Annotated in this window: 10 protein-coding genes and 1 pseudogene; 6 read left to right on the plus strand and 5 right to left on the minus strand. The window is 70.2% G+C overall.

Annotated features, from left to right (window positions below):
• Positions 1-33 precede the first annotated feature (33 nt).
• Positions 34-263, plus strand: a pseudogene (locus tag AB0J86_RS33495) (site-specific integrase); the annotation flags it as partial.
• Between the two features lie 204 nt (positions 264-467).
• Here the strand turns inward: AB0J86_RS33495 and AB0J86_RS33500 are convergent.
• Positions 468-1,676 carry an iron-containing alcohol dehydrogenase gene (locus AB0J86_RS33500; protein ID WP_363861690.1) on the minus strand — a complete coding sequence of 403 codons (1,209 nt, stop codon included), beginning with the start codon at positions 1,674-1,676 and terminating at the stop codon, positions 468-470.
• Between the two features lie 489 nt (positions 1,677-2,165).
• A complete protein-coding gene (locus AB0J86_RS33505; protein WP_363861691.1) occupies positions 2,166-3,626 on the minus strand; it encodes an NAD-dependent succinate-semialdehyde dehydrogenase in 1,461 nt (486 codons plus the stop codon).
• A 269-nt stretch (positions 3,627-3,895) separates the two neighbouring features.
• Here AB0J86_RS33505 and AB0J86_RS33510 point away from each other — a divergent pair, with 269 nt between their 5' ends.
• From AB0J86_RS33510 to AB0J86_RS33520, 3 genes are all read left to right on the plus strand, one after another.
• A complete protein-coding gene (locus AB0J86_RS33510; protein WP_363861692.1) occupies positions 3,896-4,639 on the plus strand; it encodes a GntR family transcriptional regulator in 744 nt (247 codons plus the stop codon).
• Positions 4,640-4,726: 87 nt separating this feature from the next.
• A complete protein-coding gene (locus AB0J86_RS33515; RefSeq protein WP_363861693.1) occupies positions 4,727-5,296 on the plus strand; it encodes a DJ-1/PfpI family protein in 570 nt (189 codons plus the stop codon).
• A gap of 97 nt (positions 5,297-5,393) precedes the next feature.
• A complete protein-coding gene (locus AB0J86_RS33520) occupies positions 5,394-6,137 on the plus strand; it encodes an alpha/beta hydrolase (RefSeq protein ID WP_363861728.1) in 744 nt (247 codons plus the stop codon).
• A gap of 135 nt (positions 6,138-6,272) precedes the next feature.
• Here the strand turns inward: AB0J86_RS33520 and AB0J86_RS33525 are convergent, their stop codons facing one another.
• Entirely contained in the window at positions 6,273-6,476 is a 204-nt protein-coding gene (locus AB0J86_RS33525; RefSeq protein ID WP_363861694.1) for a hypothetical protein, read from the minus strand.
• Positions 6,477-7,336: 860 nt separating this feature from the next.
• Here AB0J86_RS33525 and AB0J86_RS33530 point away from each other — a divergent pair.
• Together AB0J86_RS33530 and AB0J86_RS33535 are read left to right on the plus strand one after the other, a co-directional pair.
• Positions 7,337-8,350 (plus strand): hypothetical protein, encoded by a 1,014-nt coding sequence (locus tag AB0J86_RS33530; RefSeq protein ID WP_363861695.1) that lies wholly within the window; start codon positions 7,337-7,339, stop codon positions 8,348-8,350.
• Positions 8,351-8,572: 222 nt separating this feature from the next.
• The gene (locus AB0J86_RS33535; protein WP_363861696.1) at positions 8,573-9,016 is read left to right on the plus strand and encodes a helix-turn-helix domain-containing protein; all 444 of its coding nucleotides are present in this window, start codon (positions 8,573-8,575) and stop codon (positions 9,014-9,016) included.
• 454 nt (positions 9,017-9,470) lie between these two features.
• Here AB0J86_RS33535 and AB0J86_RS33540 read toward each other — a convergent pair whose 3' ends face one another.
• Both AB0J86_RS33540 and AB0J86_RS33545 read right to left on the minus strand, forming a co-directional pair.
• Positions 9,471-10,019, minus strand: a complete 549-nt coding sequence (locus AB0J86_RS33540) for a hypothetical protein (RefSeq protein WP_363861697.1) — start codon at positions 10,017-10,019, stop codon at positions 9,471-9,473.
• Between the two features lie 97 nt (positions 10,020-10,116).
• Positions 10,117-13,035: a tetratricopeptide repeat protein gene (locus tag AB0J86_RS33545; protein ID WP_363861698.1), complete on the minus strand. Its 2,919-nt coding sequence runs from the start codon at positions 13,033-13,035 to the stop codon at positions 10,117-10,119.
• Between the last annotated feature and the right edge of the window lie 5 nt (positions 13,036-13,040).

The raw sequence follows: 13,040 nt of genomic DNA on the forward strand, positions 1-13,040 counted from the left end.
ACCGGTACGGGGAAGCCCGGGCCGACATCCGCCCAGCGACCCGTCCCCGGCAAACCCGGACCTCGGCACACCGGCGACCTGGCCGACATCGTCGACCTCATGCTGGCCACCGGCACCCGCATCGGTGAAATCCTCGCCCTGAGCGGGGAAGACCTGGACCGCGCGCCGAGCGTCCCCACCCTGACGATCTGCGGCACCCTGGTCTTCGTCAAAAGCCAAGGCTTCTTCCGGCAACCTGGACCAAGAGCGACGCCGGCTACCGAAGGTCGTCCTGCCCCAGGAGGGGCGGATACCCAGAGCGCGTCGGCGCAGTTTGGACACTGTGTGAGCCCCCCGCTTTCATGGAGCTTCAGTCTCACTTGACTCGCCAGGTTCCGTAGCCGAGCATTCCGACACCCAGGGTGGGACAGGGAGCCTCGTCGTCATCTGAAAGGCCGGTCACTGTCTCTGCTCGGAGTCAGTACGTGTCATGTCCGGTCCCCGGTCCAGGCCGCTTCGAGGATCGCGGTCAGGCTGGCGGTGTCGGTCGGGCCGGGGTGGTTCTGGATCAAGCGGGTGACGCCACTGGCCATCTCCGCGAAGCGCGGGAGGTCGGCGCGTGCCACGCCGATGTCCGCCAAGGTGGGCGGGATGCCGATGTCGGCAAGGAGTCCGTCGAGCCAGGTGAGGAACGTATCCGCGGCCTCGGCATCCGAGGCGTCGGTCACGTCGAGCCCACACACCCCGGCGAGGATGGCCAACCGGTCGCCGATGGCATCCCTGGCCGCGTCCAGCGCGTAGGGCAGTAGCAGCCCGACGCCCAGGCCGTGCGGCGTGTGCGTGGCTGCGCCGATGGGGTACTGGAGAGCGTGCGGGGCCGCGTTGCCCGCGTGGGAAAATGCGAGCCCGGCAAGCATGGACCCATAGGACATGTCCGCGCGCGCGTCCGTGTCGCCTCCGTCCCTGACAGCACGACGCAAGCTACGGGCGATCCGCTCCGCGGCCAGCAGCGCGTAGTGGTCGGTGATCGAATTGCGGCCGAGGAAGACCTGCTCCACCGGGTCGCGCGGTCCGTGGGCCCGGGGTCGCGCGGTGTAGCTTTCCACCGCGTGACAGAACGCGTCGATGCCGGAGTGGGCGGTGACGGTCGCAGGGCAGGTGTAGGTGAGTTCGGGGTCGACGATGGCGAAGTCGGGCACGATGTGGACGCTGGAAACCCCCACCTTCAGCTCGCGGTCCGGGTCGGTCAACACCGAGACGGGAGTGAGCTCGGAGCCGGTGCCTGACGTCGTCGGGACCGCGACAAGAGGAATCGTCGGCCCCGGCACCTTCGACTCGCCGTAGAAGTCGCGCGGCGTCCCACCGTGGCGCCGGATGACGCCGACGATTTTGGCGAGGTCGATCACCGAGCCACCCCCGATGGCGAGGATCACGTCGGCGTCCACCTCGGCGGCGACCGAGACGGCCAGGGCGACATCGGCGAGGGGCACCTCTGGAGTCGCGTCGGAAAACACCCCGACGACCTCGACCTTCTCCCGCACGGCGGCCACGATCTCGGCCACGCGCGGCTGCCTCAAAAGAACCTGGTCGGTCACGACGAGGACTCGCGAGCCGCTTTCGGCCACCACTCGTGGGATGTTCTGCGCGACCCCTTCGCCCACTATCAGCTGGCGTGGTCCGCGGACGGTCTCAAGCATGTCAGTGCCTCTCCGGAACGTCGGCGGCGATGTGCTGGCGGGACGTCCAGGTCACCCGCGAGACCCGGACGGCGTCGGCAAGGGTGGCCGCCCGGGTGGCGCAAGGCGCGCGCCGGGCGCCCGGACCCGATCGTGCCCGGTCGCCCTCGGCTCCATCGCGATGAAGACGTCGCCCTTGATGGACGGGTGGGTCGGGTCGAGGGTCCCGCGGACATCGTCGCCAAGGACGGTACGAGTCCGGGTCGCGACCAGCGCCTCGATCATGAGCCCGAGGGCGTAGCCGTTGGGACCGCCGAAGGGGCTGATCGCCCGAACCACCGCCGCGGGCCGCGGCGGTGGTGCGCACACCGGCGGAGTCGCCGGCGTCCCGGATGCCAGCGGGTTCGTGCCGGCCCTGGCCCGAGCCCCGCCCCCCCGGGTGGAGGCCGGTCAGGTCATGTGTGCACAGGGCGCGGTGATCCTTGGCGGGCGCCCGGAGCAGCAGGCCGGTCACGGTAGGTCGATCGCCGCGTAGGTGAGGTCGAGGTACTCAAGGATGCCCTCGTGTGACCCCTCCCTGCCGATCCCGGACTGCTTCACGCCTCCGAACGGAGCTGACGGGTCCGATATCAGACCACGGTTGATGCCGATCATCCCCGTATCCAGCCCCTCGGCGAACCGGAGCGCCCGTTGGAGGTCACGGGTGAAGACGTAACCGACCAGGCCGTGCTCGGTGTCGTTGGCCTTCGCCATCACCTCGTCGTCGGACGTGAACGAGATGATCGGCACCACCGGGCCGAAGATCTCCGTCTTCAGCATCCGCGCATCCTCAGGTACGTCGACGAGGACCGTAGGCGGGTAGAAGTGGCCCGGCCCATCCGGACGCTCGCCGCCCACCAAGACCCGGGCGCCGCGATCGACCGCGTCGGCGACGAGCTCGTCGATCCTGGTGACCGAGGCCTCGTCGATCAACGCCCCGACGTCCACGCCGTCGTCGAGACCGTGGCCCACCGACAGCGCGCCCATCCGCTCGGCGAAGCGCGCCGTGAACTCCTCGCGCACCGGCTCCTCGACGTAGATTCGGTTGGCCGCGATGCAGGACTCCCCGATGTTGCGCATCTTGGCCACCATGGCACCGTCCAGCGCGACGTCCAGGTCAGCGTCGGCACACACGATCAAGGCCGCGTTGCCGCCCAGTTCCATGGAGGTGCGCAGCACGTTGTCCGCAGCCTGTCGTAGCAGCACACGCCCGACCTCGGTCGACCCGGTGAACGAGAGCTTGCGGGTCCGACTGTCGGCTAACAGTGCGGAGACCACCTCGCCGGCACGCTTGGTGGTCACCACGTTGACGACGCCCGGGGGAACGCCGACCTCCTCCATGATGCGGGCCAGGAACAGCGTGGTAAGTGGCGTCTGGGCTGCTGGCTTGGTGATCGTCGTACAGCCCGCAGCGAGCGCAGGAGCGATCTTGCGGGCCCCCATGGCCAACGGAAAGTTCCAGGGCGTCACGAAGACGCACGGTCCGACCGGCTTCGGCACGGTGAGGATGCGATATCCACCTGTGGGCGCGGTGCTGTAGCGCCCCTCGACGCGCACCGCCTCCTCGGCGAACCAACGGAAGAACTCGGCGCCGTACGCTACCTCTGCCCGAGCCTCGGCCAGCGGCTTGCCCATCTCGAGCGTTATCAGCCGGGCGACCTCCTCGGATCGCTCGGTCAGTGCCCGGTACGTCGCGGTCAACAACTCTGACCGTTTTCGCGGTGGGGTCGCCGCCCACTCCGCCATTGCCTTGCTCGCCACATCCAGCGCGGCGAGCCCGTCGAGGACGTCGGCGTCCGCCACCTCGGCGATGGTCTTGCCGGTGGCCGGGTCCTCGACGGCAAAGGTGGCTCCGCTCGCGGCGTCGCGCCAGGCGTCGCCGATCCGGAGCCGCCGGTACTCGGGGGCCAGGACGTTCATCGGGTCACTCATTGCGTCGCCTCCTGTGATCTTCTTGGTGATGTCCGGCGTGCCTCAGCGACCGCGCTATGCGCCTAATACGGACGGGTCACCCGCGCTCGTCGGGGACGAGGTTGCCGAGCAGGTCGAAGAGTGGAGCGAGGCCGGCGGTTCCGCGATGGTGCCAGATCAAGATCATCCGACACTTTTCCTATACGATCTGCCGGGGGCGTCAGCATGCCGCAGCGTTGTGACTGATGTCAACAGGTTCGCGACGGCGCAAGAAGGGACCTCAGGTCACGATGGACGACGAAGCGATGATCGCGCCGGGCCGTAGGGCCGTGACGGGCGGAATGCCGCCGGGAAGATCTGGCGGCCGGCTTGCCGACGAGGTGTACGACACGCTGCTCGGACAGCTGATGTCGCTACGGATTGAGCCTGGCTCCCGCGTCACGATCGACGTCCTGGCGCGGGAGCTGGGGGTCTCGCAGACTCCGATCCGAGACGCTCTGAACCGCATGGAGGCCGAGGGCCTGGTCGTACGTGTGCCCCATGCTGGCTACCGCATTCCTCCCCAGATCACCCGTCACCGATTCGAGGACATGCTCGAGGTTCGCCTGCTCCTCGAGCCGGCAGCGGCGCGCAGATCCGCCGAACGCGCGTCCTTGGAGCAGGTGGCCGGTCTGCGACGAATGCTGGAGGAGATGGCAGAACTGGAGGGGGGCAACGGGCCCATGGCCTATGGCGCCTTCGGGCTACGCGACGCCGCTTTTCACGATCTCGTCGCCCTGAGCGCGGAGAACCAGGTCATCCGTGAAGCGCTCGCTCGCCTGCACAGTCATGTGCACCTCTTCCGGCTTCACCACGACACCCAGGTCACTCACTTGGCCATGGCCGAGCACGAGGACGTTGTGGCCGCGATCGCCGCGCGTGATCCCGACGCCGCCGCCTACGCGATGCGTCGGCACATCTTGCGGTCCGGCGAGCGTTTCCGACGATTGTTCGACGAGGTCAAGGGCGCGGACGGAATGGCGGTAGAGGCTTGACGGGCGGGCGGGGCCGAGGAATGCTAGCCCAACCGGATCGGATCGGATTGGATCTCCACCACCCGCCCCAGATGCGAGGAGAAGCAGGTGCCCAGAGCGCTGCTCCTGACCGGCGACGCCGCCGAGGAACTCGACACCATGTATCCCTACTATCGCGTGCAGGAGGGCGGCTGGGACGTCGACGTCTCGTCACGGACGATGCGTGACGTGCAGCTGGTCATCCACGAGTTCGACCCCAACTCCGACGCCTACGTGGAGAAGAACGGTCGGAAGCTGCCGGTCGACGTGCCCTGGGCCGATGTCGACCTCGAGCGCTACGACGCCCTCATCATCCCCGGGGGACGTGCCCCCGAGTGGATCCGGGTCGACACCGACGTCAGGCGCATCACCGAGCACTTCTTCGCGCGCAACCTCCCCGTCGCGCTGGTGTGTCACGGCGCGCAGGTACCAGCGGTGTACGGATTACTGAAGGGTCGAAAGACGGCGTGCTTTCCCCCCATCACCGGGGACATGGAGAACGCGGGCGCGACGGTCGTCGACGCTCCCGACGTCGTGGACGGCAACCTCGTCTCCTGCCGGGGGTGGCCCGACATGCCGCAATTCGGCAGGGCGATGATGGAGCTCTTTTCGAAGTCCGTCAACCCCGCATCGGCATGACCACACCTGGCCTGCCCCGGTGACGGCACTTCGGACCGTCACAGTCGACGGCTCCCCCGTCCACGTCCTGGAGAGCGGCACCGGGCCCGCGGTGCTGATGCTGCACGGCTCCGGACCCGGCACGACCGGGTCCGGCGCCTGGGCAACGACGGCGCAGGCGCTGGGCACGTCCTGGCACCTGGTGGTTCCTGACCAGGCGGGGTTCGGCCGTACACCTATCCCGGCGGGCTCCAGGGGTGGGCTCCGGCTGTGGACGGAGCAGGCCGCGGGCCTGATGGATGCTCTCGGTATCGAGCACTACGCCGTGGTGGGTCACTCCATGGGCGGTGCCGTGGCACTGGCGTTGGCCGCCGCGCGCCCCCAGCAGGTCACCCGTGTCGTGGCGGTCTCAACGATGGGTGCCCCTGGGGCGCCGCTGTCCGCCGAGCTCGACGCGGTCTGGGCCGCCCCCGCCGGCCCGCTCGGGGCACGAGACATGCTGAGTCGCCTCGTCCTCGACCAAGCGCTCGTGACCGACGCGGCCGTCGATGCCCGTGCAGCTGCGATGCGAGCGGGGGCGGCCGCATTCGCGTCGTTGTTTCCTCCACCCAGGGCACGATGGGTCGACGATCTCACCCTCTCGGCGCACACGCTGGCAGCGGTCCGCGCGCCCGTGCTACTCGTGCACGGCGCCGAGGACCGAGTCACCCCGCTCGGGACGGCAGCCCAGCCCCTGCTCGAACACCTGGCCGATGTCCGTCTGCACGTGCTTGGCCGATGCGGGCACGTGCCGGCGATCGAGCACCCGCACGAGTTCAGGCAACTGTTGTCGTGCTTCCTCCACCGGAACCGAGGTCACTAATTGCTGCGGCGGATCCGCAGCCCGTGCTCAAGCAGATCAGCATGAAGCAGACGTGATCCGCGCAGAAGCCAACGCCCTCTCCGAGCCCGAACCATGCGGCTGCGGGGCGGATGGTTCGGGACGACGCGCCTGCTCCTAGGCCGCGTTCGATAAGGGCGGTCGAGCCGAGGCGGAGTCCAGACGGCGGTCCGGGAAGCCCATCTGCATCTGCCGTTGGCGGTACGTCGGTGGTGCCGCCTCGCGGCCGGGGACCGGGTACTGCTCGCCGTCGACCGCGCCGAGGATGTGCTCGCGGCGTATCCCCTCGCGATACTCGACCGGCTGCTTGCCGTGCCGCACGCTTCGGCAACGGGTGGTGGGGCGCCATGAGCCAGACGAGTGCCGGCCGGCCGGAGTTGGAGGCGGTCCGGCTGCTGCTGGAACGGATGGGGATCTCCCCCGCCGACCTGCTGCAGGTACGACCCGCGCGGCCGCCGGCCCCCACGTTCGCCGAGTACGCACCGGTCGTCGCAGCCGCCGAATCACCCGGAACGCGCCGAGCGTACGGCTCGTACCGGAACCGGGTGATACAGGCCTGGGGTGACCGACGCATCGACGAACCCCTGCCCTCCGAGATCGAACAGTTGCGCTCCCAGGTCCAGGCCAACGCGGTGGCGCGACGCAACCCCCGAGGCCGACGATCCGCCGCCGAGTACCTGGTAGCCGCGCTGCGATGCCTGTACTCCCGGGGCGGTGGCCGACGGATACCTGGACGCGGCCGACACCCCGGCGTTGAAGGTGGACAACCCGCCGCCGCGGCGGCGCCTTGGCGTTGCGCCCGTGCAACCTGGACACCGACCAATGCCCGATTCTTCCTGCGGGAGTTGGGCGGCACGTTCCGCTGGCAGCCGGTCTCACCGACGCTGATGCGGCATTTGCTGGCCCATCCCGCCGAGCGGGGTCACGGCGATCGTGACCTCCCGTTGCTGCGCTACCGCGATGGACGGCCGCTGACCCACCGGCGCCGACCGCGAGTTGAACCAGTCGATTCGGGTGCGGCGCCGCGCCCGCGGCGGCTGAGGATCGCGCCCACACGCCGCCGCCGGCCGTAGGCGTCGACCTCCTCGCCGTCGGCGCCGCAGCCCGACCCGCTGTTGGGGATAGCAGGCGGAACCACGGCCAAACGAAGGTCCGTGTCGTTATCCCTCCGACCGACAGCCATGCAGCAGCTACCGAACGCGCTGGCCCGTCACATCGACACGGCCGGCACCCCGCTGACTGGCGGGCCCGGCAGGAGGGCGGAGCTGGCTGCGCCCACGACCCGAAGGGACGGCATGGAGGGCATTCAACCGCTCCTCGCCCCGCTGGCAACGCTCGCGGCGCAGGGCGCGGAATACGACTGGGCAGGCCACGACGAGCTGCGGCTCGACAGCCGCTACCGGACCCGCCAACTCCCCCTGCTCCACGATCGGCCCCGGGCCGCGCTCGGCCCCGACACCGGGCCAGGCGAGTACTGGCCGCCGGTCCGCTCCATCGTCGTGCCGATCGACGGACATCTGGTGGCCGCGGATCCGCAGATGCGGGCGTTTCTGACCGAGCTGGCCAGGAGCGCCGTCGGTAAGCTCGTCTGGTGGCAAGGCCTCGTTCTACGGGCGGACCGCACGCACGCCACCCTCGTACCTGACAACCAGAGCGAGCCCGATCCAGACCCCAGCTCCGGCGGCAGCAGCGGCGGCGTGATGGTGCTCGTGCGTGGCCCCTGGATCGGCCGGATGAACACCGGGCGCATCTACCTGCCAGTCCAGGCCGCCGACCGGCACTGCGCCACCTACCTCGCGCAGGTACGCGCACGGGCCGGCGCCGAGCGTCGGCCACTGCTGGCCGGGTACCTCCAGCTCACGGGAGCGGTGACCGGTGCCGGTTACCGGGAACTGCGCGACTTGGTCGCGACCTACCAGAGCATGGCGATCCCGATGCCCGTGCGGCAGCTGTGGGTCATGGACACGATGGACGACCTTGTCCTGCGCTCCGAGGTGACCGCACGGATTCCGCTCACAGCCAACCGGGCGCCCGACCCAATGCCAGCCGGCACTAACCCGCAGCAGCCCTCCGGCACGGGGTCCCGCACCGCGCTGACCGACGACCTCGCCACGGCCGATACCGTCCAACCGCAGGTCAGACCTCAAGCTGGTTCGAGCACCTCGGTGCGGTCGTCTGGCAGCAAGGACGAGTAGCGGGCGGTAGGTGCCTGCTTTCGTCCGCGCCCAGCACCAGGCGCAGCGGGAATCGTAGCGCGTCGAGCGCGGCGCGGACGGCGGCCGTGGCCTTGGCCGGGTCGCCGATCTGCCCGCCATCGTTCTCCTTGACGATCTCGCGCTGGCGCCGACTCCAACATGCACAGAGTCAGCGGTTCTCGGGTGGACGGAGACTGACGGCATCGTGGCATTGCTTCGGTCATGGCGCGCTACGCCTTCGAAGACCCGAGCCGTAGCCAGATCAAGGTAGACATCTACTGCGGATTCAGCACGGCAACCGTTCGCTCCTCGGCGACGATCGTCTCGCCGGCCTGGACGGGCAGTGGGCGGCCCGGTCCCGCGAGGAGCAAACGGCCTGGTTCAGTGCGGCCCAACGAACTCGGTCCGCACGCTCCATGCGAAATCCTCGACGCGGCGAACCGGCTGATGTTCGTACGCGGCGTGAACGCGACGACCCTTGACGATGTCCTTGAGGCAAGCCAGACGAGTGATTCTCGGCTTTATCACCACTTCACCGACAAGCAGGAGCTCGTGCGCGCGTTGGTCAAATATCGAGGCGCGCTTGTGCTTCAGCGCGAGCGCGGAGGGCTCGAACGACTGAGATCGTTCTCAGGGCTGGTCCGGTGGCGTAACGCGGTGCCGTAACGCGCTGGTCCAGGCCAACTCGCCGAACAACGGCAAATATGGATGCGGTCTCGGGTCGATGGCTGTCGAGCTGTCCGATCAAGATGAGCAGGCTCGATCGATGCTGGCGGTGGCATCGAGCACACCTTCCGCGTGCTCAGACAGACCCTCGGCTGGACCAGCCCGGAACTGCGCGACCCGGCCGCCGCCGACCGGTGGACCCGGCTCGTCCTGGCCGTCTACACCCGGCTCCGCCTCGCCTGCGGCGCCGTCGTCGATCTACTCCTCCTGGGACGGGCCGACACCGACCGCACGGCTCACGTCGGCCCGCCACCGTCGTGGGTTTCGACACCTCCACGGCAAAACCGGTACTCCCGCCGCTGCGCCGAGACCCTCACGACGCGACGTTGGGCGTCGACCGGACCGGCCGCGGCACCCGGACTCGTCGGTGCCGCGGCCGGTCCGGCGGGGGCCGTCAGACGAGGCAGCCCACCCACTTGGGCGGCACATAGAAGGTTGCGTCGTGCCGGACACCGTTCTCGTCGTAGGCGAGGAGGATCGCCTGTCCGTCGTAGTAGCTGCCGGCTTGGAAGCATGGAACGGGATTCGTCAGACAGAGCAGCTGGGTCTGCCCGGCTACGGCGCAGGTGTTGAACGACTCCTGGAGGGGAACCGGGTAGTTGTTGTAGTAGCGGTAGATGTCGACGCCCGCCGCCAGCGACTGCGGCACGCCGCCGACGCAGTCGACGAACACCGAGAACACCACCGAGTTGCCGCTCAGGTACGGACCACCCCCGTAGACATAGCAGGTGATGGTCGTGTTCGTAGAGTTCCCGCCGGCCGACTTCTTGCCCAGAACGAGCGGATTGCTCAGGCCCGGCTTGTTGTCCCGGCGATCGGCGGCTCCGGCGCCGGGAGTGTCGGTCTGCGGTGCGGCCGAGGCAGTGCCCGGCGCCGCCAGCACGGCGGCGACGAGCAGTGCTGCGGTGACGATGCCGGCTGTGCGCCGTAACCCCTGATACATGCGGGTTTCCCTTCACGTTGTCGGCCCGGCCGGAACCGGCCGGTGCTGAACGACATGGACCCACATGAGTTTGGAATCGGACTGGACGGAGTCTGGATCACCCGCCTATCGCGCGTACCGTATCCCGCTGAGCCCGGGCGATGCCCTCGTGCGCGTGTTCCTGCTCGTCGTGGTCGCCGGTCGCGGTGGCGATCGACAGCGCGGCGGCGTGCCGGGCCACGGCCTCGGTGGTACGGCCCACGGCCGTCAGTACGTCACCGAGGATATTGAGTGCGCTCGCCTCCCCGTAGCGATGCCCGATCGAACGCAGGATGCGGATCGCCATGGTCAGGTCGCCGATCGCGCGCGCGTGGTCGCCGCGAGTGCCGTGCACCCGGCCCAGGTTCGTGAGCGCGACGGCTTCGCCGTAGGCGTGTCCGGCGGTCCGGAAAATATCGCTTGCCGCCGACAGATGCCCGGCCGCCTCGTCGTGCCGCCCGAGGCTGGTGCACACGTCGCCGAGGTTCGTCAGGGCCGTGGCCGCTCCGACGGCGGCGCCGGCCTCGCGGAACAGGGCGGCGGCGCGCAACAACTGGTCGTACGCCTCGTCGAGGTGGCCCGGACGGGTGTTGGCGTTGCCGAGGTTAACCAGCGTGGATGCCTCGCCGTATCGGTCGCCGGCCCGGCGATAGGCAGCGAGCGCGGCCCGTTGGTGCGCGGCGGCGTCGTCGCGGCCGAGACGTTCGTAGACGATGCCGAGGTTGGACAGGGCTCGGGCGGCGCCGAGCTGGTAGCCGCACCGGTTCAAAACCGCGACGGCCTCGGACAGGTGCGTCTCGGCGAGTTCGTAGCGGCCGAGCAGCCGGTGTACGGCACCGACGTTGGTCAGCGCCACGCCGAGCCGGGCCGGGTCGCCGCTGTGCCGTGCCGCTTCGAGCGCGTAGCCGTGCAGCGCCTCGGCGTGTGTGTAGCCGCCGCCCTCGAGGTGGCGGTACAGCGTGGCGGCGAGATCGGTCGTGAACTGGGGCCGGCCGTGCTCCAGCCCGGTGGCGGCGGTGGCGACGAGGCCGGGCAGTTCCGCGTCCAGCCAGGCACGTGCCGCGGTCGCATCCGGAAAGCTCTGCGCGCGTGCCACCGCCGGGCGGTGTGCCCGGTCGGCGGGATGCAGCCGGTCCATCGCCGCCGCGGCCGTGCCGAGCAGGTGGGCGTGCAGCCGGTCGAGCGCCCCTGCGGGATCGTCGGCGGCGGCCAGCTCGGCGGCGTACGCGCGCAGCAGGTCGTGCATCACGTACCGGCCGGGCGGTTCGGCGCGGACGAGGTGCTTGCGGGCCAGCAGTTCGAGGTGCGTCGCGACGTCGGTGCGCGCCATGGCGGCGAGCGCGGCGGCGGCGTCTCCGTCGAACGACGGGCCGGGATGCAGTCCGAGGTGCCGGAACAGCCGGGCCGCCTCCGCCGGAAGCTGCCGGTAGGACCAGGAGAACACCACCCGTACGGCCGCCCGCACGTCACCGCCCGGATCCAGTAACCGCAGCCGCCGCTGTCGGTCGGCTAGCTCGCTCACCAGACCAGCGAGCGGCTCCGCGGGCCGGAACGCCGCCAGTTCGGCCGCGACCCGCAGGGCCAGTGGGAGGCGTGCACACAGCCGAGCCAGCGCGGCTGCGGCCTCCGGTTCCCGATCGACGCGTACGCCGACGAGCGAGCGCAGCAGCGCCAGCGCCTCCGGGGCGGAGAGCAGGTCCAGCGTGAGGCGGCGGGCACCGTGCAGGGCCACCAGTCCGGCGAGGCTGTCGCGGCTGGTGATGAGGACCGTGGCCGCACCCGTGCCCGGGATCAGGGGTCGGACCTGGTCGACGGAGGCGGCATTGTCGAGAAGGATCAGCAGGCTGCGGCCCGCAGTCTCGGCCCGGTACCGGGCGGCCCGGCGGTCGAGGTCGGTCGGGATACCGGCGGCCGGGACGCCAAGGGACTCCAGGAGGTGTCCGAGCGCGGTCCTGGCCGACACGGGGCGGCGCGGATCGTAGCCGCGCAGGTCCAGATGCAGCTGCCCATCGGGAAACCGGTCGCGCGTGCGGTGTGCCCACTGTACGGCCAGCGTCGTCTTGCCGACCCCGGCGGTGCCGCAGACGACGCCGATCCGCACCGCCGTGCCATTTTCCCTGACCAGCTCGTCCAGGGCGGACAACTCGGTCTCGCGCCCGGTGAAGCCGGCGGCCTCAGCCGGGAGCTGATTGACCGGCGGCGCGGTGAGGGCCGTGCCGACCAGCGGATCCACCGGCGGCGCGGGTGCCTCGTCGTCGAGTACGCGCAGGTAGGCCGCGACGAGGTCGGGTCCTGGGCCGACGCCCAGTTCCTCGGCGAGGTGCCGGCGCGCGACATCGTAGGCCGTCAACGCCTCGGCGCGCCGACCGACGGCGTGGTGTGCCAGGATCAGCCGCGCGTGCACCGCCTCGTCCAGCGGGTGTGCCGCCGCTTCCTCACGCAGCAACGGCAGGGCCCGGTCGCCGGAGCCCAGGGCCAGCATCACATCGGCGTAGCGGGCCACCGCCGCGCGGCGTTCGTCGAGCAGCGAACGGACCATCGGATGCCCGGCGAGCGCGGGTACGTCGGCGAACGGTGCTCCCTGCCACATGTCGAGCGCGTCGGCGAGCCGCGCCGCGACGTCCTGCGGATCGCCGCGGCGGTCGGCCTCCGCCGCGGCGGCCAGCAGGTCGCGGAACCGGTCGAGGTCGACCGCGCCGGCCGGCAGTCGCAGCGCGTACCCGCCCCCGGCGAAGGGCAGAACCGCGCTGGGCGTGTGAGCTCGCCGGTCGGGTTCGAGGAGCCGGCGTAGATGCTTCACGTGGGTCTGGATCACGTTGGTGGCGCTGGGCGGCGCCTGCTCACCCCACAACACGTCGACGATGCGTGAACCCAGCAGCGGGCGGCCCCCCGCGAGCACGAGCAGGCCGAGCACGGCGCGACGGCCGGCTGGACCGAGGTCGATCTCCCTGCCGTCGCGCCAGAGCCGGGTGGGACCGAGGACCTGGATGACAAGCAATCCGC

The sequence above is a fragment of the Micromonospora sp. NPDC049559 genome (assembly GCF_040676675.1).
In the GTDB taxonomy this organism is placed as follows: domain Bacteria; phylum Actinomycetota; class Actinomycetes; order Mycobacteriales; family Micromonosporaceae; genus JBFAPK01.